We start from the raw sequence: 23644 nt of genomic DNA on the forward strand, positions 1-23644 counted from the left end.
GTGGGTGCGCGTACGGGGTGCTACGACGGGCCGGCCTGGACCGGTGCGGGCGTCTCCTGCCCGGGCGGCCGGCGGGAGGCGGCGGCACCGGCGCCCAGCCGGCGGCGCGCCGCCCAGCCGGCCAGGCCGACGGCGATGAGCAGGGTCCCGCCGTTGAACAGCGGAGTGGCCCAGAACTGGGCCCCGAGCTGGCCGATCCCGGCGAGCCCGACGGCGAGCACGGCGACGGCCACGACCGTGCCGACGGCGTTGGCGCGGCCGGGCCTGATCGTCGTGGAGCCGAGCAGGGCGCCGACGAAGGCCGGCAGCAGGTAGTCCAGCCCCGTGCTCGGGTTGCCGGTCTGCTGCTGGGCGGCGAGCAGCACCCCGGCGAAACCGGTGACCAGGCCCGAGCCCGCGAACGCGGCCACGCAGTAGGCGCGGGTGGGGATGCCGATGGCGGCGGCGGCCCGCGGGTTCGAGCCGATGACGTACAGGTACCGGCCGGCCGGGAGCCGCTCCAGCACCACCCACAGGACGGCCGTGACGCCCAGCACGTAGAAGGCCGGCAGCGGCAGACCCAGGAAACGTGCGTCGTACAGGGCGGTGAAGCCCGCCGGCATGCCTTCCGGGCCGGGCACGATCCGGGCGCCGCCGGTGATCCAGCCGGTGACCGCGTACATCATGGAACCGGTCCCCAGGGTCGCGATGAAGGAGTCGATCTGTCCGAACTCGACGATCACACCGGTCAGCGCCCCCGCCAGCGCGCCCCCGCACACCACCACCAGGCAGGCCGCGGGCCAGGGCCAGCCCTCCGTGACGACCAGCCGCATCACCATCACGTGCGCCAGCCCCAGCCCGTAGCCGATGGACAGGTCGAACCTGCCGGTGGCGATCGGGATCGTCGCCCCCAGCGCGAGGACGGCCGGGACCGCCTGGTTCGACAGGATCGCGGAGACGTTGTCCCGGGTGGGGAAGGTCTGCGGCAGGAGGAGCGAGAAGACCAGGAAGAGCAGCGCGGCCAGCACCGGCAGGCCGTAGCTGCCGATGTGGTGCCCGTGCAGCCGCTCCAGCGGGGACCGCCGCGGTGGGGAAGGGGTCATGGGCCCGTCGCGGTTCCGGTGACGGCCGGCATCGCCGAGGCCGCCCGGGTCAGCCCGGCCACCGTCAGCTCCCGGCCCGCGAGTTCGGCGCGCACCGCCCCGCGGACGAGGACCAGCGCGCGGTGGCAGAGGTCCGCGACCTCCTCGAAGTCGGTGGAGACGAGCAGCACCCCCACGCCCGCCGCGGCCGCCCCGTCGAGCAGCCGGTGGACCACCGCCTTGGCCCCCACGTCCACACTGGCCGTCGGCTCCTCCAGGACCAGCAGCCGCAGCCCGCCCCGCAGCCACCGCCCGACCATCACCTTCTGCTGGTTGCCGCCGGACAGCGTGGCGATGGGCACCTCGCCGTCCCGGGGCAGGACCCAGAACCGGTCGATCAGCGCGGCCGCCTCGGCGCGCTCGCGCCGGGGGGAGGTCCAGCGCCAGGCGGGCACGCCGGCGGCGCGCGGGTTCGCCAGGAAGTTCTCCCGCACCGTCAGCTCCGGGGCGCAGCCCTCCGCCTGGCGGTCCCCGGCCACGAAGCCGACACCGGCGGCCACGGCGTCCCGGACCGTACGCGGCCGGTACGGACGGCCCTCCAGCAGCACCCGCCCGCCGCGCACCGGCAGGACGCCCGCCACCGCACGGCCGAGCTCCCGGTGCCCGGCGCCGGTCAGGCCGACCATGCCGAGGATCTCGCCGGCGCGCAGCTCCAGGCCGACCGGTTCGGCGTGCCCGGTCCGCACCCCCTCCAGGCGCAGCAGGGGCGGGCCGGCCGGGGGCGCCGCGGGCGGGGCGGGGCGGCGTGCGGCGGGCTCGTGACCGACGACGGCCCGCACCAGCCGGCCGGGGTCGTACCCGGCGAGCGGGCCGTGCTCCACCACGCGGCCGTCGCGCAGGACGGCGAACGCGTCGGCGACCCGGTACACCTCGTCCAGCCGGTGGCTGACGTAGAGGATGCCGTGCCCCCGGTCGCGCAGGGCGTGCAGGACGCCGAACAGCCGGGCGCAGTCGGCGGCGGGCAGGGTGGCGGTCGGCTCGTCCAGGACGATGGCCCCGGCCCGGGCGGCCAGGGCGCGGGCGATGGCGACCAGCGAACGCTCCGCCGGGGCCAGGTCGGCGATCCGGGCGTCGGCGTCGAGGTGCCCGGCGACGATGTCCAGGGCCTCCTCGCACCGCTCGCGGGTCCGCCGCCAGGAGATCAGGCCGGCCCGGCGCGGGTAGCCCGTGCCCAGGGCGATGTTCTCGGCCACCGTCATCCACTCGACCAGCCCGGGGTCCTGGTGGATGAAGGACAGGTGCCGGGCGGTCCCGTGGGAGCCCAGCGGCCGGCCGGCCACGGTCACCTCGCCCGCGTCGGCGTGGTGGACCCCGGCGAGCACCTTGATGAGGGTGGACTTGCCGGCGCCGTTGGGGCCGAGCAGGGCCAGGACGCTGCCGCGGTACAGGTCGAGGTCGACCGAGTCCAGCGCGAGGGTGCCGCCGAAGTGCTTGCGCAGACCGCGCACGCGGACGAGGGGTTCTCCACCGGGACGCGGAGGTGGGCTCATTCCTCGACTCTAGATGACCTTGCCGCCCGGACCGGGTCACGCCGCGTCCAGGGCGCATTCCGCCCATATGACCTTTCCGTCGGGCGTGTAGCGGGTGCCCCAGGCCTGGGCGAGCTGTGCCACCAGGAACAGGCCCCGGCCGCCCTCGTCGGTGTTGGCCGCCTGGCGCATCCGCGGGGCGGTGTTGCTGGCGTCGTACACCTCGCAGATCAGGGTCCGGTCGTGGATCAGACGCACCCGCACGGGCTCTCCTCCGCCGTACCGGATCCCGTTCGTGACCAGCTCGCTGAGCAGCAGTTCCGTGGCGAAGGAGGACTCCTCCAGGCCCCACCGGCCGAGCTGCTCCATGGCCGCGGCGCGGACGTCGCCGACGCGGGCCGGGTCGGCCGGCAGCTCCCAGGCGGCGATCCGGTCCGGGGGAGTGGCGTGGGTGCGGGCGACCAGGAGCGCGATGTCGTCGGCGGGGTGCTCGGGGGCCAGCGCGTCCAGGATCGCCTGGCAGGTGTCCTCGGGGGAGCGGCCGGGGTCGGCGGCGAGGGTGCGGTGCAGCTCCTCCAGGGCGAGGTCGATGTCGCGGTGGCGGTCCTCGATGAGCCCGTCCGTGTAGAGGACCAGCCGGCTGTTCTCGGGGAGGTGGACCTCGGCGGACTCGAAGGGCAGGCCGCCCAGGCCCAGCGGCGGCCCGGCGGGCAGCTCGGGGAAGGTCACGCTGCCGTCGGGCAGCAGCAGGGCGGGCGGCGGGTGGCCGGCGCGGGCCATCGTGCACAGCTGGGTGGTCGGGTCGTAGACCGCGTACAGGCAGGTGGCGCCGACGATCGCGGTGCTGCCGGCGGCCGGGTCGTCCCCGCCCTCCTCGCGGTCCAGGCGGACCATGAGGTTGTCCAGGTGGGTGAGGAGTTCGTCGGGGGCCAGCTCCAGTTCGGCGAAGTTGCGGGCGGCGGTGCGCAGCCTGCCCATGGTCGCCGCCGCGTGCAGTCCGTGGCCGACGACGTCGCCGACGAGGAGGGCGACGCGGGTCCCGGACAGCGGGATGACGTCGAACCAGTCGCCGCCCACCCCGGACTCGGCGGGCAGGTAGCGGTGGGCCACCTCGACGGCGCTCTGCTCGGGCAGCCCGTGGGGGAGCAGGCTGCGCTGGAGGCTCAGGGCCAGGGTGTGCTCGCGGGTGTAGCGGCGGGCGTTGTCGATGCACAGGGAGGCCCGGGCGGCGAGTTCCTGGGCGAGGGAGCGGTCGTCGTCCCCGTACGGGGCGGGGTTGCGGGAGCGGTAGAAGCACGCGACGCCGAGGACGACGCCCCGCGCCAGCAGCGGCACGGTGATCAGCGAGTGGATGTTGTGGGCGAGGAGCAGCTCGGCGTGCTCCGGGTCCTGGGCGATCCAGCCGAAGGCCGCCTTCAGTTCGGGCTCCAGTACCGGCTGCCCGGTGGCCAGGGAGCGCATGTGGGGCGTGGTCGGGCGGAGCACCAGCCGTTCGCCGACCGGGTAGAAGGGGCAGTCGTCGCGGATGCCGTGCACCACCGTGCGGTGCAGTTCCCCGGTCGGGTCGCCGGACTCCTCGCCGCGCAGCACCGACTCGGGCACGTCGACGGTGACGAAGTCCGCCAGTCTCGGGACGGCGGTCTCGGCCAGTTCCCGGGCGGTGCGGCCGACGTCGAGGGTGGTGCCGATCCGGGTGCTGGCCTCGGCCAGCAGCTCCAGCCGCCGGCGTGCCGCGACGGCGTACTTCCCGACCTCCGGCTCGCCGACCAGCACCAGCCCCCGCACCGCGCCGCCGCCCGGGGCGGGGGCCGCGGGCGCGCTCCCGGACGCGGGCGCGGCGGCGTGGGCGTGCAGGGGCGCGTGGGTGTGGTCGGGGGCGGGCGCGTGGTGCTCCTCCTCGTCGGGCAGCAGGGCCTCGACGACGATCCCCTCCACCCCGGCCGGGCTGGTCACGGGCCGGCTGACGAGGGTGACCCGGCGGCCGTGCGACAGGGACACCTCCGCGGCGGCCCGGCGCGCGCCGGACAGCAGCTCGGTGGCCTTCTCCTTGAGGGTCGTGTGGTCGCTCTGCTCCAGCTCGCTCAGCAGCAGCTCCGCCAGGGTCAACGGATGCCCGTCGAGGGCGTCCCCGCGGGCCCGGACCCGGTTCCCGGCCTCCAGGTAGGCCTGCAGCAGCCCGCGCTCGCGCGCCGAACTCTGCTCCATCAGCCGCCGTTCGATGGCCTCGGCGGCCCGGCGGACGACCGCGGCCAGCGCCGGGTCCGCGTCCGTGTAGGGGTAGCCCAGGCACAGGACGCCCTCGATGTGCCCGCTGAGCTGGTCGCGGATGGGAGCCGCGGTGCAGGCGCTGGACTGGGAGCGTTCGGCGAAGTGCTCGGCACCGTTGACCTGGACGAGCTGCCGCTCCGCGAGGGTCAGGCCGATCCCGTTCGTCCCCGCGACCCGCTCGGAGAACACGAAGCCGGGCTGGGTCTGGATGGCCGGCAGCCGGCCGGGCAGGGACTTGTCGCCGAAGCGGCGTTCGAGCACGGTGCCGTGGCCGTCGGCGAGGCAGATGTTCATCCGGCTGCCCGCGAAGAGCGCCGCGAGCCGGTCGAGGACGGGCACGGCGGCGCGGACGACGGGTCCTTCCGCGTCGAAGTCCTCGGTGAACGGCAGCTCGGTCTGGTCCGGCGACAGCCCCAGCAGCAGGCTGCGCTGCCACGAACTCAGGATCGGGCTGCGCACGCTGCGTACGACCGACTCGGCGGACCCGCCGTGCAGGAACCGGTCACGGGACTGCACGGGGCCGGTGCGGTCGTCGACGACCCCCATGTGCACCACTTCCCTCGTCGGAGCAGTCTCGATGGCCCGGTTTTGAGTATATTCCTCAACATTTGTCGGGGCGTGGGGGCGGGACGGCCGTGCCGGGGACGGCTCACAGCACCGCGACCGGGTTCACGGGCGAGCCCGTCCCGCCCGGCACGTTCAGCGGGGACACCACGAGCATGAACGCGTGCCGGCCCGCCCCGGCGCAGGCGGCGGAGAGCGCCTCCAGGTCGAGGTTGTCCAGGAGGGGCACCCCCATCGCCGTGAGGGCGAGGGCGTGGACGGGGGAGTGCAGGCCCTCCACCGGCGAGGGCCGCACGTCGCTGTCCCCGTCGGCGCCGAGCAGGGCCACGCCCCGCTCCGCCAGCAGCGGTACGGCGTCCACGTGCCAGCCGGCACTGCCCGTCCCCGGGTCCCACGGGCCCAGCTCCGTCCGGCGGCGGAACCGGCCGGAGCGCAGCAGGACCGCGTCGCCCTCCCCGATCCGCACGCCGAGCACCTCCTCCGCGGCCAGGAGGTCCCGCGCCCGCACCGCGTGCCCCGGCTCCAGCCAGGGCACCCCCAGCACCGCGGGCAGGTCCAGCAGCACGCCCCGGGTCACCAGCGGGCCGAGCGCCGCCACCGAGCCGAACCGGACGCCCCCGGCTCCGGCCTCCTCGTGCGCCGCGCGGCCGTCGTAGAGTCGCCCCCGGTAGCCGATGTGCGACAGCGCGTCGAGGTGGCTGACCGACTTGCCGTGGTAGTCCGCCCCGAGGAAGTCCTTGTACGCGGCCGGCTCCGGCTCCTCCACGTCGCCGAGGTCGGTCATGTGGTGCAGGGCCGGCCGCGCGTTGTCCGGGCCGGGGGCCGTGTCCCAGGGGCGCCCGAGCGCCACGACCGTGCCCGACCGGACCAGCGCGGCGGCCCCGCGCACGTGGTCCGCCGCCACCCCGTTCCACGCGCCGCGCCCGGCCGCCTCCCCCTCCCACCGGCCCCAGGTGCGGACCGCCTCGAACAGGGCGTCGAACTCGCGGCGGGAGACGGCCGCCGCCCCGCCGGGGGGATCCTCCGGCGGGGGAGCGGGGGCATCGGCGGCGCTGGGGCTCATGGGGCACTCCGGGGTCGGTACGTCCGTGGCCCGACCTCTATGCCCGCCGGGGCGCGCCGTCTACCAGGCCCGCATCGGCTCCCCCTCCACGAGCTGCGAGACGAAGCCGTGCGGCCCCCGCGCCGGCTCCCCCAGGACCGTCACGCGGTGCATCACCCGGTCGACGTCGAGGTGGGCGAAGTCGGTCGGGGCGAAGTGGCAGGTGCTGCGGTTGTCCCAGAGGGCGATGCTGCCGGGCTCCCAGCGGAAGCGGACCGTGTACTCGGCGCTGGTCAGGTGCTGGAACAGCAGCTCCAGCAGGTGGCGGCTCTCCAGCTCGGTGAACCCGGTGATCCGGGTGGTCGAGCCGGGGCTGACGAACAGGGCCCTCTCGCCGGTCTCGGGGTGGACCCGCACCACCGGGTGGACGGCCACCTGCGGGTCCCCGCAGTACATCCCCAGGATCTCGCGGTCGCGCTCGTCGGAGTGGCGCAGGTGCACGGCCGTGAAGAAGGCGTGCTCGGCGGTCAGCCCGTCCACGAACTCGCGCAGCGGCGCCGACAGGCCCTCGTACGCGGCGACCGTGTTGGTCCACTGGGTGTCACCGCCGAAGGCGGGGGTCCGCTCGGCCCGCAGGACGGAGAGGCTGGGCGGGTTGACGGCCTGGGTGAGGTCGCTGTGCCAGCCGGCCAGCGGTGAGGTCCACTTGCGGCGGTAGTGCTCCTCGAAGTCGGCCCCGTAGCGCTCGGTGTCGGCCTTCGGGTCGACGGTGAGGATCTCCGGGTACCCCTCGGGGTGCACGCCGTGCTTCCTGCCCTCGCGGCGGGTCAGCGCGCCGAAGCGGCGGCCGAAGGCTATGTGCTGGGCGTGGGTGATGTCCTGGCCGCGGAAGAAGACGACCCGGTGGGCGAGGACGGCCCGGCGGATCTCCTCCACCACGGCCTCGTCGAGCTCCTGCCCCAGGTCGACCCCGGAGATCTCGGCGCCGATGCGGCCGGCCACCTGCTCGACGGAGATCCTGGTGGGCTGCGCGGTCTGCGTCACGGTTGTGCCTTTCTGGAAGATCGGTACGGCTCAGCCTGGGTGGGCCACCAGCTGTGTCCACAGCGGGAGCAGCAGCAGCGCGAGGACCGAGCTCTTGATGACGAGGGAGGCCGACATGTCGACCCCGACGTCGTAGCGCTGGGCGAAGATGAACAGGTTCTGGGGCGCGGGCATCGCCGCGATCAGGACGAGGTAGCTCAGCCACTCGCCCTCCACCCCGAAGACGAAGCGGCACACGGCGTAGGTGATCAGCGGCAGCGCCACGCACTTGAAACCGGTGATCCAGACCTCCTCCATCGTGGTGCCGCGGATCTTGATCCCGCTTCCGCCCAGGTGCAGGCCGAGGGCGAACAGCGCGACGGGAGAGGCGCTGTCGCCGACGAAGGTGAAGCTGTCGAGCACGACCCCGGGGACCGTGACGGGCAGCAGGTTGAGCACGATGCCCGCGTTGCAGGCGATCACGACGGGGGTCATCAGCGAGGCGGCGACGGCCGATCCGAGCCGCCGGGCCGGACTCCCGACCCGGTCCGGCCGGCCCAGCTCCATGATCGAGATGATGATCAGGGACAGCACGCACACCTGGAACAGCAGCACCGGGAAGATCGGCGCCGCGTTCCCGAACAGCATGATGAACACCGGCACGGCGAAGTAGGCCGTGTTCACCTGGACCGCGGCCATGATGCGCAGCGCCACGCCGCGCGGATCGCGTACGCCCAGGACCCAGGCCAGTACGCCGATCAGCGCCGCCGCGGCGCACGCGGCGGCCGCGTACCCGCCGATGGCCCGCCAGTTGAACAGGGCCCCCAGGTCGCTGCGGTAGATGTTCCCGAAGAGGAAGCAGGGCACGGCGAAGAGGAACGCGTAGTCCGCGAACACCTTGGAACTCTCGGCCGGCACCACCTTCCGCCGTGCCAGGACGACCCCGCAACCGAAGGCCAGCACCACCGGTGCGAGTTTTTCCAGAGCATCAACCGCTCCCATGCACGTGCCCTTGCTCCCGCGGCCCCCCGGAAGGGGCCTGTTTCCCTGTCGCGACGGCTTCCTACCGGGCCCGGACCAGCTCCCGGTAAGCCGTGACGATCTTGCGTGTCACCGCGTTGCCGGCGACGTCGTAGTGATGATCATCGAGGCGGCCGACGGGGAGGATCTCACACGCGGTCCCGCACAGGAACGCGCCGTCGGCCTCGCCCGCGAACGCCGGGGCCAGGTCGGTGACCACGCACTCGATCCCCTCCCGCCCGGCGATGGCCAGCACGCACGCCCGGGTGATCCCGTCGATGGTGCAACGGGTCGTCGGGGTGTACAGCGCCCCGTCCTTGGTGAAGAACAGGTGCGCACCGGTCGCCTCGACGAAGTTCCCGCGGTCGTCGAGCAGCAGTGCGTCGTCGAAGCCCGCCCGCAGCGCCTCGTTCTTGCTGACCGTGCCGATCATGTAGTTGCCGGCGGCCTTGCTCTTGACCGGCGCGTACTCCGGCGAAGGCCTGCGGTAGCGGCCCGTGACCAGGGAGATCCCCTGGTCCACGGCGTCCTCCGCCGCGTAGTAGCCCGCCGGGAGCTCCCACGCGGCCACCGAGGTGTGCACGGACGTCTTCAGCGCCGCGGTCTGGATGATCTCCGAGCCCCGCCAGGCGTTCATGCGGACGTAGCCCTCGGTGATGCCGGCCTCGGCGACCACCGCGCGGGTGGCCTCGTACAGCACCTCCTCGGTGTGCTCCAGCTCGAAGTCCAGGATCCGCGCCGAGGCGCCGAGCCGCGCGATGTGCTCCCTGAGCATGAACGCCTCGCCGCCGTAGACGCGGACGCCCTCGAAGATGCTGGAGGCGTAGTGCAGTCCGTGGCTGAGCACGTGGAGCCGGGCGTCGCCCCAGTCCACGAGGGAGCCGTCGTACCAGATCTTCCCGGTGCGCTGGTCGAAGGGGATCACAGCGGCCTCCTCCTCAGAGCGCGAGGTCGAAGAGCTGCCGCGGCAGGTCCCCGACGAGGGCGATGAAGCGCCGCTGGTGCCGGGTCAGGCTGCGCACCGACACCCCGTGCAGGGCCAGCGGGTTGATCGGGTACAGCACCAGGGTGTTGCTCCGGTACGGGACGGTCGTGACCTCCTCGACGTACTGCGGGTCGATGTCGAAGCGGTTGTCACCGTACTCGGAGGCACTGGTGTGGAACTTGTGCCCGCCCGGCCGGTACTTGTACAGCACGAGGTCGCCGCCGGTCGCGTCGTCCTCGGGCAGGCGCATGTAGAACAGGCCGCCGAACAGCTTGTGCGGCTTGTCCACGTGCGGTCCGCGGTAGGCCGAGGGGCGGCCGGTGACCGCCGAGTTGATGACGGCCGTGCAGTCCAGCAGGATGTCGTGCGTCTCGAAGGCGTCCCGGTTGCGGCGGCCCACGCGCAGCTCGCGCAGCGGGCCCACCAGCTTCTCGGCCTCCGGGAGGTTGGCGAGCAGGTCCTCCTGGAAGAGGTCGAGGAACTCCTCGTAGAAGGCCGGGGAGGAGTGGTAGGTGACGAAGTCCTTCCACACCTGCGCCATCGTGTCGTCGGCCAGGACCATCTCGGACATGTAGTTGTAGCGCTCGTTCGAGGTGATCGGCTTGCCGATCCGCTCGCCGATGTACTCCGCCGTCGGCATCGACTTCGCCAGGGCGTCGTACAGCTCCTGGGGCAGCGCGTCGCTGATCACGACGTGCGGGAACGGGTCGCGGCGGATGTCGGCCTTGGTGACGCCGGCCAGCAGCGAGGTGATCGCGGGGCGGGACCCGGGCGTGTCGGTCATGTCCTGTCTCGTTTCTCGGGGTGGGAGGGGTTCAGAGGGCGGCGGGGGTCAGCCCGCGGGCGGAGAGCCAGGTCTCCAGGACCAGGAGCGACCAGAGCAGTTCGGCGGCGTGCGCCCCCGGGCTCTCGGTCTGGGAGCGGAAGAGTTCGCGGACGGCGTCCCGGCGGACGTAGTCCAGGCAGCGGGCGCCGGGGCCCAGGAGGACGTCGCCGACCATGTCGTACAGCGCCTCGCCCGGCCGGATCATCGCCGCCACCGGCAGGGTGAACGGCTGCTTGGGCCGGTCGACGACGCTCCGCGGCACCCAGGCCCGGGCCGCCAGCGCCACCGGCGCCTTCACCGTGTCGCCGGCCACCTTCACCGCGGCGGGCAGCGCGTGCGCCAGCCGCATCACCGACGGCTGCAGGAACGGGATCCGGGCCTCCACCGAGTGGGCCATGCTCAGGTGGTCGACGCGGCGCAGGATGTAGTACGGGAACCGCTCCGCCTGGTCGTAGCGCAGCAGCGTCTCCAGCTTCCCGTGCGGGCCGGAGCGCACCCGGCGCGCCAGCTCGTCGCCGCTGAGGTCCCCGAAGTGCCCGCCGGCCGCCCGTACGCGCTCCAGGTGGGCGGGCGTGTACAGCCGGCCGAGCGCCGCCGGGCCGGCGACGGCCATCGTGTCCTGGTAGGCGCGGTGCCAGGCGGAGTCGCCGTCCCGGTCCGCCTTGGTGAACCGCGCGTACCCGGCGAACAGCTCGTCCGCCCCGTCACCCGTCAGGGCCACCTTGAACCCGGCCTCGTGCACCGCCTCGAACAGGGCGAAGGTGCTCAGGCTGTGCGGGGCGTTGTTCGGCTGGTCGAGGTGGCGGGTGAACCGCTCCACCAGCTCCGGGAACCCCGCCGGGTCCAGGAGCACCTGGTGGTGCTCGGTGCCGCAGTGGCGGGCCACCTCGGCCGCCCAGTGGCGCTCGTCGGCCGGCCAGTCGCCCCGGTAGGCGATGTTGAACGAGGCCACGTCGGACACCAGGTGGGCGGCGAGGGCGGTGGTGTAGCTGGAGTCGAGCCCGCCGCTGGTGATCACGCAGACCGGGACGTCTGCGTCGAGCATGCGGCCCATCTCGGTGCGCAGCAGCCCGTCCAGCAGCTCCGCCGCGGCCTCCGCGGTCGGCTCGCCGCCGGGCCAGTCGACCTCGGCGGGCTCCAGGGCGGTGCGGGTGAGGGTCTCGCGGCCGTCCGCGAAGCGCAGCACCGAGCCGGGCTCCAGGGTGCGTACCCGGCTGTACACGGTGCCCGGGCCCCAGACCGCCTTCCCACCGAGGTAGCGGTCGACGGCGAGCGGGTCCAGCTCGTCGGGGAAGTCCGGGAAACGGGCCAGCGCCCGCAGCTCGGAGGCGAAGCACAGCCGGCGGCCGTCGGCGGACACGTAGTAGTACAGCGACTTCATGCCCGCGTGGTCGGTGAAGAGCTTCAGACAGGGCTCCTCCCGCTCGTCGACCACCGCGATGGCGAACATGCCCTCCAGCCGGCTGGTGAAGGCGTCGCCGTACAGCTCGTACAGCGGCAGCAGCACGTCGCCGTCGCAGTCGCCCTCGAAGGAGTAGCCGTGCGAGGCCAGCTCCGCGCGCAGCTGCCGGTGGTTGTAGATCTCGCCGTTGAACACGCAGCACAGCGCGCCGCGCACGAAGGGCTGGTCGCCGGAGGCTATGCCCTGGATGGCGAGCCGGTTGTTGCCGAGCGCCCAGCCGTCACCGCGCCGGACGGTCTGCGCGTCCGGCCCGCCCTCGACCATCGCCGCCGCGACGGCGTCGAGCACCTCCCGCCCGGCGGTCTCCCCGCCGAAGCAGCCGTGGATGCGGCACATGGCTCACACCTCCGTCCGGCGGCCGGGGGCGGGGGCGCTCCCGGCGGCTTCGAGGGAGCGGGCGGCGGAACCGGCACGGCTCTGCCGGGCCCCGGGGTGGTGCCGGCCGACGAACTCGGTGACCAGCTCGACCTGCCGCAGGATGTCGTCCAGCTGGGCGGGGGACGGGCTGACGCCGTGGCCGTCCAGGGCGCTGTTGCCCGTCTTGAGGTAGACCGGCGCCGCCACCCGGACGATGTCCGGGGCCTCGTAGGTGCGGATGAAACCGCCCGAGCTCCGCGGGTTGTCCACGTGCAGGTCCAGCGGGACCGTCACCGCCTGCCGCAGTGCCGCGATCATCGGCAGCGTCAGGTCGCGCACCGGGTTGAAGCTGTTCGCGCCGAGCATCTCCAGCATCTGCGCCGACGCCGGATTGCCCTGCCCGCAGTGCGCCGACACCTTCAGGTGGATCCCGGCCGGCAGCTCGCCGGCGGTCCGCAGCCGCCCCAGCACCCACAGCAGGCCCTCGTCGTAGACGACGAACCCGCGCACGCCCAGGCCGATCCCGCGCTTGACGTCCTCGACGGCGCGCACGATCTGCTCCTGCCCGCGCAGCCGGTAGCCGATCCGGGCCCCCTCCGGGGTCTGCGCCCCGGCCCCGATGTCGTTGGTGGCGCGGGGGCCCACCGACATCAGGACCTCGGCGCCGAACTCCTCGCCGAGCGCCACGTACTCGCCGATCTCGCGGGCCGTGTGCCGGTACATGCCGCGGGTCTCGGTGATGCGGTTGACGGTGAAGCCCCGGCGCCGGCTCTCGCGCAGCAGCCGCTCGGCGGCCTCCACCGAGTTCACCGTCGGCACCTCGATGCGGAAGTGCCCGCCGTCGGGGAAGACGGCGTCCGAGTCGGGCGTGAGCTGCGGGTCCCCGTCCGGCAGGCCCAGCCGGGCGAGCTGCCGGCGGGTCTGGTCGAAGAAGGCGGTCGTGGTCGTCGTGCCCGTCGTGCTCGTCGTCCTCACCTCGTCACCTCGAAACCGAGCCGCTCGGCCGTGCCGGCGACGACCTCCTCGGCGATGCGTATCGACGTCGCCCGGTCGGGGTGCACGACCTGGACCTCGCCGAAGTTCCCGAGGTTGCCCCGGCAGGGCAGCAGGGTGCCGCCCTCGGGGAAGCGGACCGTGAACGAGTGCAGGCTGTCGCCGTACCGCTCGGCGGCCCAGTCCGGGTCCGGCACCCGCTCCGGGGCGGCCACCGCGTCGGCGGCACCGAACCAGCGGACGGTGGCGTACCCGTCGAAGGACGTCGGGCCGCGCTCGACCGCCTCGTTCAGGTGGATCCGGACGAGCAGCTCGAAGATGTCCCCGCCGCCCGCGAGACGGAACAGGTTCGGCAGGCAGGAGCCCATGATGCGGGGGTTGAGCTCGATCAGCCGGGGCGTGCCGTCCGCGCCCAGCATCACCTCCACGTGGAACACGCCGAGCCGCAGGCCGACCGCGCCGACGACCTCTTCCGCGAACCGCATCACCCGGTCGTGCTCCTCGGCGGAGATGCCCGCCGGGATCGTCGTACCGGTCTCCAGGGCCTCGTGCCGGTGCCAGGTCGAGCGCTCGCTGACCGCCAGCCGCAGGAACCGCCCGTGCACCAGGCCGATCTCCGCGGAGACGAAACGCCCGCTCAGGTACTCCTCGACGAGGATGCCCGCCGCGTACGCGCCGTCCGGGGCCCCGGCGAGGACACCGGCCAGCTGCTCCTCGTCCGCGACGACGTGGGCGCCCTCGCTCCCGGAGCCCCGGGCCGGCTTGACGACGACGGGGTACCCGCCGGCCGCCGCGAAGGCCGCGGCCTCCTCGAAGCCGCCGACGACCGCGTACCGGGTGGTGTCCACCCCGGCCGCCGCCAGGACCTCACGGCAGCGGTCCTTCTGCTTGGCCGTCTCGGCCGCGGCGGCGTCGGTGAAGGGCACGCCGATCTCCTCGGCGATCCGCGCGACGGGGACCACCAGCGCGTCGACGGTGGCGACGAAGCCGTCGACCGGCCGCTCCCGGTGGACCTCCAGCACGCACGAGCGCAGCGCCCCGGGGTCCGTGGCGTCCTTCAGGACGTGGACCCGGTCCACGAAACGCCCGTACGGGGAGGCGTCGAAGTCGATGTTCTGCGCCTGCTCCATGAGCAGCGAGCGGATGAGCGTCACGTGGTGCCCGAGCCGCTTGGCGGCCTCGAACGCGGGGGCGTTGCCCGCCTTCCAGGTCACGAAGACCACGTGCCGGGCCTCGGGGGCGGACGGGTGCGGGGGGTGCAGTGGGTCGGTCATCGTGTCTTCCTCGCGAAGCGCTGGCCGATGCGGACGAATCCCGGGACGGCGGTACCGGGGGTGGGGATGAAGGAGATCGAACCGGCGAGGACGTTCCTCTCGGACATCGAGCTGAAGCCGCCGGCGCCGGACAGCACCAGGTCGCCCTCGTCCAGGCACAGCCACGCGCCGCCCGGCTGCCGCTCGGAGTACGCGTAGCGCAGGTGCTCCGCGCCCCGCAGCACCTCCAGCCGGTAGCCGTCGGAGGCGTACAGGCCGGCGCAGTCGTCGAGTTCCATCTCGAAGGGGCGGCCGGTGCGGATGAGCCCCTCACCGGTGAGGGCCCGCAGCAGGTCCTCGTAGAGCCCGAAGGCCGGGTAGGCGTTGGCGAGCAGCAGCAGGAACGAGCGCTCCTCGGGGAAGATCTGGATGAAGTTGTGGTGGCCGCTGCCGTTGGAGTTGAAGCCGAAGGCGGACGGCCCGAACATCAGCCAGCCCAGGCCCCACGCGTGCATGAAGTGGTGGCCGGGGACGGGGATCTGGGGCGTGCGCATCTCGCGCGCCAGCTCGGCGGAGAGCAGGCGCTCGCCGCCGGGGGCCACCCCGTCGTCGACGGCCAGCATCGCGATCCTCGCAAGCTCCTCCAGGGTGAGGCAGACGGAGAACGAGCCGGCCGCGTCGTCGGCGACGGTCTGCGGCGGCGGGTCGTGGCGCACGTACCCCTCAACGCGTTCGGTCCACACGTAGCCGGCCGAGACCGCGCCCCCGTAGTGGCCGCCCTCGGTGAGGGTCTCGGGGACCTCCCGGATGCCGAGCGGGGCGAGCATCAGCTCGTTCACCGCGCGCCGCCACGGGACGCCGAGCAGCTTCTCGATCAGCGCGGCGACGATCGAGGTCCCCACCGCCGAGTACGCGAACACCTCACCCGGCTCGAACAGCTGGCCGTAGGCGGGCAGGGTGGCGATGTAGGAGTCGAGGTCGGGCAGGCCGGTGTCGTGCCACACCTCGTACGAGTCGTCGACCCCGCTGGTGTGCGACAGGAGGTGGCGCAGCGTCACCTTGACGGTGCCCCCGCCGCGGCGCCGGAACGCCTGCGGCAGCAGCTCGTCCAGCGGCTGGTCCAGCCCCAGCAGGCCCCGGTCGACCAGGCGCAGCGCGACGAAGGCCAGCATCGGCTTGGTGACGCAGGTGACGCGCTGGCGGGTGCCGGGCCCGTACGGGGCGCCGGAGACCGTGTCGGTGACGCCGTGGTAGGTCAGCTCCAGCTCCCCGTCCAGGAACACGGCCGCGCCGGCCCCCGGTACGCCGTGGCCGCGGGCGGACTCGCGCAGGGTGTCGGCGACGGCGCGCCGCCGCTCCGCCGGTCCCGCCGACGCCCCGGCGGCCGCCGCCTCCCCGCCGCGGGTGCGGCGCAGCAGTGCGGCCTGCTCGGCGAGGGTGCGGTGGCGGTAGATCTCCGCCACCCGGACGGGCCGGCCGGCCGCGTCGGACAGGCGCGCCGCCAGCAGGGTGGCGAGCAGCGAGTGGCCTCCCACGGAGAAGAAGTCCACACCGGGGGAGACCCTCGCCAGGCCGAGCAGCTCGGACCAGATCCCCGCCACCTCGGCCTCGTCGGGGTCGTCGAAGGCGCCGCCGTCGGTGCCGTCACCGGCCTGCGGCCCCCAGTCGACGTCCCGGGCCGCCAGGGTCTTGCGGTCGACCTTGCCGTTGGGCAGCCGGGGCAGCCGCTCCTCGACGACGATCCGCGCGGGCTGCATGTAGTGCGGCAGCTTGGCCCGCAGGTGGTCGGCCATGGCCTCGACGGTGACGCCTCCCCCAGACTCCGTCCGGGGGGACCCCCAGCCCTCCAGGCCCACGTAGCAGACCAGCCGGGTGTCCCCGTCGGTGCGCACGGCCAGCGCCGCGACGTCCTTCAGGCCCACGACCCCGCGCAGCGCCGCCTCCAGCTCGCCGAGCTCGATCCGGAAGCCGCGCACCTTCACCTGGTTGTCCCGGCGGCCCAGGAAGCGGAGCTCGCCGTCCTCCGTCCACCGGGCCAGGTCGCCGGTGCGGTACAGCCGCCCGCCCGGCACCTCGCCGAGGTGCGCGGGAGCGGCGGTGAACGAGGCCGCGGTGCGTTCGGGGTCGTTGATGTAGCCGGCGGCCAGGCCGTCGCCGCCCAGGTGGAGTTCACCGGTGGCGCCGAGCGGCACGGGCCGGCCGAGCGGGTCCAGGAGGTGGGCGGTGGTGTTGTGGACGGGCACGCCGATGGTGGGCGCGCCGTCGGTGGGGCCGGTGAAGCACTTCCAGGTGGAGTACGTGGTGTCCTCGGAGGGCCCGTACAGGTTGTAGAGCCGTTCGACGCCGGTGGTGGCGAAGGCCTCGTTCACCAGTTCCCGGGACAGCGGCTCGCCGGCCACGTTCAGCACGCGGGTGGAGGCGGGCACCGCGCCGCGCTGGAGCAGTACGTTCAGGGCGCTGGGCACGGTGTTGACGAGGGTGGGGCGCAGCCCCTCGTCCTCGGTCAGCGCGAGGACGTTGTCCACGACGACGACGCAGCCGCCCCGGGTGAGCGGGGCCCACAGCTCGAACACCGACAGGTCGAAGTTGAGCGAGGTGGAGAACAGCACCCGCCGCAGGTCCTCGTCCCCGTACGTCTCCTCGGCCCAGGCGAGGAGCGCGGCCACGTTGCGGTGGCTGATCACCACGCCCTTGGGCAGGCCGGTGGAGCCGGAGGTGTGGATCAGGTGGGTGGTGTCCCGCGGGCCGACGGCGACGGCCGGGGACCGCTCGTCCTCGGTCTGCGCCTTCTCCCACAGCTCCGGCCGGGGAAGCGCCCGTACGGGCCCGCCGCCGAGCCAGGCCGGGGCCTCGTCGCCGTCGTGGACGACGGCGGCCAGGTCGGCGGTGCCGGCGATGGCGGCCAGCCGGTCCGCCGGGTAGGCGGGGTCGAGCGGTACGTACGCGCAGCCCGCCTTGTGCACGGCGAGCAGCAGGGCGACGGCGTGGTGCGTGCGGCCCAGGGAGAGGCCGATCCGCGAGCCCGGGGCGATCCCGTGGGAGGCCAGGGCCCGGGCCAGCCGGTTGGCGCTCCGGTCGAGCTCGCCGTACGTGAGCACGCCGCCCCGCCATTCGACGGCCGGGGCGCCGGGGGTGCGGGCGGCCTGGGCCTCCACGAGGGCGTGCAGTGGGGTGTCGCGGTCGTAGGGGCGGGCCGTGTCGTTGAACCCGCCCAGCAGCCGGTGCTCCTGCGGGGACAGCAGGGCCAGCCCGGCCGCGGGAGTCCCGGGGCGGGCGGCCGCGTCCGCCAGCAGGGTGTCCAGGTTCGCGGCCATCCGCGCGATCAGCGTCCCGGGGAACAGGGCCCGGTCGTAGTGCAGGGTGAACAGCGGGCCGTCCGGCGCGGGCCGCGCCTCCAGCAGGAGCGCGAAGCCCTCCGGGACCGGGGCGGTGCCGTCCGAGTCCAGGAAGCCCGCCCGCAGCCCGCCGCCCAGGTCGGCCGCGGCGCCGGGCACGGAGTCCCGTACCGCCTCCCGGTGGGCGGCGGCCAGTTCCAGCGCGAGGGCGGGAAGGGTCTGCTCCGGCGCGAGGACGGAGCGGACGGCGACGGGCGTGCCGTCCGTGCCGTCCGCGCCGCCCGCCCGGGCCAGCACGATGTCGTCCTGACCGCTGTAGCGGTGCACGAGCACGGCGAACGCGGCGTGCCACAGGTCGGCGGCCGCGGCTCCGGCGGCCCGCCCGCCCGGCGGCACCGCGCCGGACCAGGAGTGCGTCCCGCTGCCCGCGCCGTCCGGGGCGCCTTGCCCGGCGTCCCGCACGGGCAGTTGCAGGGCCTGCGGTGAGTCGGCGGAAATGTCGCCCACAGTGATGGTCCCCTCGTCTGCATTTCGTTCAGCCGCCGTGCGGCGGACATGCCGAATACACGCACGGCGCACATCTACGGACCCCACGCGATCGAATTGCGCCGCGACAGGGCATTCACACTCGGCGCGACATCACCGCCCCGCAATGCGGAAAGGGTGCGACGGCGCGGAAAAAGTCCGGAACTGGAACAGGGAAATGAATGGCGGAGAATTCGGACGGAAAGCGGGCCCCGGGTGCGGCCCCCTCACGCCAGGGCGGCGTCCGGGGCGGCCTCCCGGCCCCGCCGCGCCCGGTCGGCGATGCCCGGCATGGCGGCTCCGGCCAGCGCGAACCCGAGGGCCATGGCCAGCCAGCCGGGGCCGCCGTGGTCGACGGCGAGCCAGGTCAGCAGCGCGGGGGCGATCATCTTGCCCAGGTCCGAGCCCATCGCGTACGTGCCCTGGTACTGGCCCTGGGCGTGCTCGGGCGCCAGCGCGAACGACATCCCCCAGCTGCCGGCCGACTGCCGGATCTCGCCCAGGACGTGGGCCAGGGCGCCGAGGAGCAGCAGGACTCCGGCGAGGGTCGCGGAGACCCCGCCGCTGAAGGAGAAGAACACGCAGGCGACCGCGAGGCACAGCGCCCCGGACCGGGAGGCCCGGGCCGCCGCGCTCGGCTCGTCGGTCCCGCGGGCGGCCCTCACCTGGAGCAGGACCACGCAGACCGTGTTGGTCAGCAGGATCGCGGCGATCATCCAGCGCGGCGCGTTCGTACGGTGCAGCACCCACAGCGGCAGCACGACGTCGAGCAGCAGGTTGTGCATGGACAGCAGGCCGTCCAGCACCGTGAACGCCAGGTAGGGGCGGTCGCGCAGGACGGTCAGGGCGGGCCCGGGGCGGGCCGGCTGCGCCGCCACCGCGGGCAGCAGCAGGGTGAGCAGCCCCGTGGCCAGGTAGGTGGAGGCGTTGAAGACCACGGCCGCCTTGTACGCCCAGACCGAGTCGGCGGCGAGCAGCAGCCCGGCCAGGGCGGCGCCGACCGAGACGCTGACGTTGCTCGTGGCCCGCAGGTAGGCGCGGACGGTGACCCGGTCCTGCGGCGGCACCAGTCCGGCGACCATGGCCATGCGGGCGCTGCGGCTGGCGCTGTAGGCGACCGCCTGCGCGCTCACCACCAGCAGGTACGAGGTGAAGCCCTGCACCGCGAGCAGGGCCGCCGTGAGCGGCCCGAGGGCGACGAAGGACCAGATCTGCACGGAGCGCGGGCCGATCCGGTCGGCCAGGTGACCGGTCGGGGTGCTGACCAGGAGGGCGATGCCGGCGGCGACGCCGACGCCGAGGGCGAACCGGCCGGGCGTCAGTCCGAGCACGGCCGTCGCGTAGATGGCGTTCAGCGCCATCCACAGGCCCTGCCCGAGGGTGTGCACCAGGGTGATGCCGGTGAGGACGCGTGCCGGGCCGGCGGGCGGGAGCAGTCGGCTCAGCATCGGCCTGCCGCAACGCGGTCCGCGCCGCCGAGAACGGACGCCGTGATTCTTCCTCTTGCGCACGCCAGGATCACTGACACGCCCCCACTCCTCGTCAAGCGCCGTTGCCGACGACAGGATTCGGGAAATTCCCCGTGGTCGCGGACCGAGATCGTCGGCCGCGCAGGCCATATCGAAACTTGATCCACTGCGGGCTGTCCAGGAAATGGTCCTGTGACCCCGATCACATGATCGGAACCCCTAGGACCGGTAAAGGGCGGAGAAAAAGAATGTGCAGGAACGGTCGACGTTCTGCACTTACCGGCCGGTAGGACATAGGGGCGGAAGGCTAAATTCCGGGGGTCCGGCCCCCCCGGAGGGTTGGCCGGCGCGTCCGCCGGGCAGGCGCCGGGGCCGGCATCCTCCTGCTGCTGGCCACCTGCACCTCCGCCCTCTTCCTCGTGCTGCGGGTAGCGGCCCCCCACGCCCTCGTGCCCTGGCTGGTTTCCGCCGTGGTCGCCTGGTACCTGCTCTGCTGGTACGCGCTGCCCCTGTGGGCCCGGATCCGCCACACCTCCGAGGAGACCCCGCAGACGGAGACCCCGCAGACGGAGGAGACCCGGAAGACGAGGAGTACGACATGAGCGACCACCGGCAGCACCGCTGGTCACGGCCCCCGCCCGCACGCGCGCAGGACGGGAGCGGCGACCGCGGGACCGGCCGGGCGGGGGACACCGCCCCCGACGACGGGGCCGGCGGCCACACGGCACGGGCGGGGGTCCACGCCCCGAAGCCGACGCCGGCGGCCACACCGCGAAGCGGCAGCGCCCGGGCATCGGCCGCGAGGAACAGGCCCGCCCCCACCACCCGCCCCCGTACCGCCCCCGCCCCGAGCGCGAGAGCGGCGACCGCTGACCGGCACCGCCGATCCACCAGGTGGCGGGCCCCGGGCCCCCCTTCCGGGTGACACCCCTGCCGGGCTTCGGCACGCCACGCGGGGCGCGGGCCCACGATCGCCACCGGCCGTACCCGCACCGCCCGCCGATCGCGGGGTTCCGGACGCCTGGGAGATCACGTGCACGTCCTGCTCGTCGCGAGCGCCTTCAACAGCCTCACCCAACGGGTCCACGCCGAACTGCGGGACCACGGCCACAGCGTGGCGTTCGAACTCGCCCTGCCCGGCACGGACCTCGCCGAGACCGTCCGCCGCCACCACCCGGACCTCGTCGTCGCTCCGATGCTCAAGACCGCCGTCCCGCGCGAGGTCTGGTCCGCGTACACCTGCCTGATCGTCCACCCCGGACCCGTCGGCGACCGCGGCCCCTCCTCCCTGGACCGGGCCGTCGCCGAGGACCGGACCCGCTGGGGCGTCACCGTCCTTCAGGCCGACGAGGAGATGGACGCCGGCGACGTCTGGGCGACCGCGGACTGCGCGCTCCCGCCCGTCGGCAAGGGCGACGCCTACCGCGGCGAGGTCTCCGACGCGGCCCTCGCCGCCGTCCTGCTCGCCGTCGAGCGCTTCGCCTCCGGCAGCCACGCCCCGGCCCCGCAGGGACCCGCCACCGCCCGCCCCTACCTGCGCCAGCCGGACCGCCGGATCGACTGGGACCACGACGGCACCGACACCGTCGTACGCGCCCTGCGCGCCGCCGACTCCCGGCCCGGTGTGCTCGACGACCTCCTCGGCGGCCAGTGGTTCCTGCACGGCGGCCACCCCGAGGACACCCTCCGCGGCCGCCCCGGGCAACTGCTCGCCACCCGCGCCGGAGCGGTCTGCCGGGCCACCCGCGACGGCGCCGTCTGGATCCCCGAACTGCGCGCCCGACGCGCCGCCGGCGAACCCGCCCCCGTCAAACTCCCCGCCGTCCTCGCCCTCGGGGACCGGCTGCCCGACCTCCCCGAGGTCCCCGCCCCCCTCGAAGGACCCCCGGCCGGCCCCCGCACCTGGACCGACATCCGCTACCGCGAACAGGACGGGGCCGGCTTCCTGACCTTCTCCTTCCCCGGCGGCGCCATGAGCACCGACCACTGCCGCCGCCTGCTCGCCGCCTACCGCGAGGCCTGCTCCCGCCCCACCTCCGTCCTCGTCCTCGGCGGCACCCGCGACTTCTTCTCCAACGGCATCCACCTCGGCGTCATCGAGGCGGCCGCCGACCCCGCCGCCGAGTCCTGGGCCAACATCACCGCCATGGACGACCTGGTCGAGGCGGTACTGACCACCACCGACCGGCTCGTCGTCGCCGCCCTCGGCGGCAACGCGGCCGCCGGCGGGGCCATGCTCGCCCTCGCCGCCGACGAGGTCTGGTGCAGGTCCGGCGCCGTCCTGAACCCGCACTACCGGCTCATGGGGCTGTACGGATCCGAGTACTGGACCTACACCCTGCCCCGCCGGACCGGCACCGGCGTGGCCGAGCGGCTGATGGCCGACGCCCTCCCGCTCAGCGCCGCCGCCGCCCGCCGCCTCGGCCTGACCGACCGGACCCTCGACTGCGGCCCGCAGGAGTTCGCCGGCGAGACCGCCCGCCTCGCGGTCCGCCTCGCGGCCTCGCCCGCCACCCAGGCCGCCGTCGCCCGCAAGAAGGCCCGCCGCGACCGCGACGAGGCCGCCACCCCGCTCGCCGCCTACCGGGACGCGGAACTGGCACGGATGCGGGAGACCTTCCACGACCCGGCCGCCCCCTACCACGCGCTGCGCCGGGCCTTCGTGCGCAAGGAGCCCGCCGACCGGACGCCGCCGCACCTCGCGCGCCCCGTACCCGGCCGGCACACCGCGCCCCTGCCCTCGCGCAGGCCCCCCGTCACTGGACCGGCCCCCTCCGACAGGGCGGCCGGGCCGCGGCCCTGCTAGCAAGAAGGGTGGGGCACGACCCCAGGCCCCGAGCCCATCCCTCCCGCATCCCTCCCCAAGGAGCACCCCCATGGATGCAGCAACGCCCAGCGCGGTAGAGGACCCCCCGATCCACATCCTCTGGATCAACGCCGGACTCAGCTGCGACGGCGACTCGGTGTCCCTGACCGCCGCGATGCAGCCCAGCATCGAGGAGATCGTCACGGGAGTGCTCCCCGGCCTGCCGAAGATCGCCGTGCACTGGCCGCTGATCGACTTCGAGTGCGGGCCGGTCGGCGGCGCCGACACCTTCATCGAATGGTTCTTCAAGGGCGAGCGCGGGGAGATCGACCCCTTCGTCCTCGTCGTCGAGGGCTCGATCCCCAACGAGAAGATCAAGCCCGAGGGCTACTGGTGCGGCTTCGGCGACGACCCGGCGACCGGCCAGCCCATCACCACCAGCGAGTGGATCGACCGGCTCGCCCCCAAGGCCCTCGCCGTCGTCGCCATCGGCACCTGCGCCACGTACGGCGGCATCCACGCCATGGAGGGCAACCCCACCGGCGCCATGGGAGTCCCCGACTACCTCGGCTGGGACTGGAAGTCCAAGGCCGGCATCCCGATCGTGTGCGTCCCGGGCTGCCCCATCCAGCCGGACAACTTCTCCGAGACCCTCACCTACCTGCTCTACCAGGCGGCCGGCTCCGCCCCGATGATCCCGCTGGACGACAAGCTGCGCCCGACCTGGCTGTTCGGCGCGACCGTCCACGAGGGCTGCGACCGGGCCGGCTACTACGAGCAGGGCGACTTCGCCCACACCTACGACTCGCCCAAGTGCCTGGTCAAGCTGGGCTGCTGGGGTCCGGTCGTCAAGTGCAACGTCCCCAAGCGCGGCTGGATGAACGGCATCGGCGGCTGCCCGAACGTCGGCGGCATCTGCATCGCCTGCACCATGCCCGGCTTCCCCGACAAGTTCATGCCGTTCATGGACCAGCCGCCCGGCGCGACCCTGTCCACCAAGGCCAGCGGCGCCTACGGAGCCGTGATCCGCAGGCTCCGGGCGGTCACCACCCACACGGTGGACAAGGAGCCGAAGTGGCGCCAGAAGGGCCGGCAGCTGACCACCGGCTACCGCCCGCCCTGGTGA

At 74.0% G+C, this 23644-nt stretch carries 15 protein-coding genes and 1 pseudogene; 3 read left to right on the plus strand and 13 right to left on the minus strand.

From position 1 onward, the window contains the following. Positions 1-20: 20 nt before the first annotated feature. From ACQKM2_RS20855 to ACQKM2_RS20915, 13 genes are all read right to left on the minus strand, one after another. Positions 21-1082, minus strand: a complete 1062-nt coding sequence (locus tag ACQKM2_RS20855) for an ABC transporter permease (RefSeq protein ID WP_427711690.1) — start codon at positions 1080-1082, stop codon at positions 21-23. Continuing rightward, complete coding sequence (locus ACQKM2_RS20860) at positions 1079-2611, minus strand: sugar ABC transporter ATP-binding protein (protein WP_427711692.1); 1533 nt, start codon at positions 2609-2611, stop codon at positions 1079-1081. The genes ACQKM2_RS20855 and ACQKM2_RS20860 overlap by 4 nt, the downstream gene beginning before the upstream one ends. Before the next feature lie 36 nt (positions 2612-2647). Next, positions 2648-5404: a SpoIIE family protein phosphatase gene (locus tag ACQKM2_RS20865; protein ID WP_427711693.1), complete on the minus strand. Its 2757-nt coding sequence runs from the start codon at positions 5402-5404 to the stop codon at positions 2648-2650. A gap of 103 nt (positions 5405-5507) precedes the next feature. Then, entirely contained in the window at positions 5508-6485 is a 978-nt protein-coding gene (locus tag ACQKM2_RS20870) for a cyclase family protein (protein WP_427711695.1), read from the minus strand. Positions 6486-6545: 60 nt separating this feature from the next. Next, positions 6546-7508, minus strand: a complete 963-nt coding sequence (locus ACQKM2_RS20875) for a TauD/TfdA dioxygenase family protein (protein WP_427711697.1) — start codon at positions 7506-7508, stop codon at positions 6546-6548. A gap of 30 nt (positions 7509-7538) precedes the next feature. Further along, the gene (locus tag ACQKM2_RS20880; protein WP_427711699.1) at positions 7539-8489 is read right to left on the minus strand and encodes an AEC family transporter; all 951 of its coding nucleotides are present in this window, start codon (positions 8487-8489) and stop codon (positions 7539-7541) included. 61 nt (positions 8490-8550) lie between these two features. Further along, on the minus strand, positions 8551-9432 hold the full coding sequence (locus ACQKM2_RS20885) for an aminotransferase class IV (protein ID WP_427711701.1): 882 nt from the start codon (positions 9430-9432) through the stop codon (positions 8551-8553). A gap of 13 nt (positions 9433-9445) precedes the next feature. Further along, entirely contained in the window at positions 9446-10276 is an 831-nt protein-coding gene (locus ACQKM2_RS20890; protein WP_427711703.1) for a hypothetical protein, read from the minus strand. A gap of 31 nt (positions 10277-10307) precedes the next feature. After that, the gene (gene asnB / locus ACQKM2_RS20895) at positions 10308-12116 is read right to left on the minus strand and encodes an asparagine synthase (glutamine-hydrolyzing) (protein ID WP_427711705.1); all 1809 of its coding nucleotides are present in this window, start codon (positions 12114-12116) and stop codon (positions 10308-10310) included. Between the two features lie 3 nt (positions 12117-12119). Then, positions 12120-13112, minus strand: coding sequence for a peptidase (locus ACQKM2_RS20900; RefSeq protein ID WP_427711706.1), 993 nt, complete (start codon positions 13110-13112; stop codon positions 12120-12122). Continuing rightward, a complete protein-coding gene (locus ACQKM2_RS20905; protein WP_427711708.1) occupies positions 13109-14404 on the minus strand; it encodes an ATP-grasp domain-containing protein in 1296 nt (431 codons plus the stop codon). Before ACQKM2_RS20905 ends, ACQKM2_RS20900 begins: the two co-directional genes overlap by 4 nt. After that, positions 14401-18225 carry a non-ribosomal peptide synthetase gene (locus ACQKM2_RS20910; protein WP_427711710.1) on the minus strand — a complete coding sequence of 1275 codons (3825 nt, stop codon included), beginning with the start codon at positions 18223-18225 and terminating at the stop codon, positions 14401-14403. The genes ACQKM2_RS20905 and ACQKM2_RS20910 overlap by 4 nt, the downstream gene beginning before the upstream one ends. A 245-nt stretch (positions 18226-18470) precedes the next feature. Beyond that, complete coding sequence (locus ACQKM2_RS20915) at positions 18471-19691, minus strand: MFS transporter (protein WP_427711712.1); 1221 nt, start codon at positions 19689-19691, stop codon at positions 18471-18473. A gap of 395 nt (positions 19692-20086) precedes the next feature. Between ACQKM2_RS20915 and ACQKM2_RS20920 the strand changes: the two are divergent. The 3 genes and pseudogenes from ACQKM2_RS20920 to ACQKM2_RS20930 form a co-directional block, all read left to right on the plus strand. Further along, positions 20087-20314: pseudogene (locus ACQKM2_RS20920) on the plus strand (DUF6328 family protein); the annotation flags it as partial. A gap of 431 nt (positions 20315-20745) precedes the next feature. Further along, positions 20746-22518 (plus strand): enoyl-CoA hydratase-related protein, encoded by a 1773-nt coding sequence (locus tag ACQKM2_RS20925; RefSeq protein ID WP_427711714.1) that lies wholly within the window; start codon positions 20746-20748, stop codon positions 22516-22518. Between the two features lie 70 nt (positions 22519-22588). Beyond that, on the plus strand, positions 22589-23644 hold the full coding sequence (locus ACQKM2_RS20930; RefSeq protein WP_405982591.1) for a hydrogenase expression protein HypE: 1056 nt from the start codon (positions 22589-22591) through the stop codon (positions 23642-23644).

The organism is Streptomyces sp. NPDC004126 (assembly GCF_050275515.1).
Classification (GTDB): Bacteria; Actinomycetota; Actinomycetes; order Streptomycetales; family Streptomycetaceae; genus Streptomyces.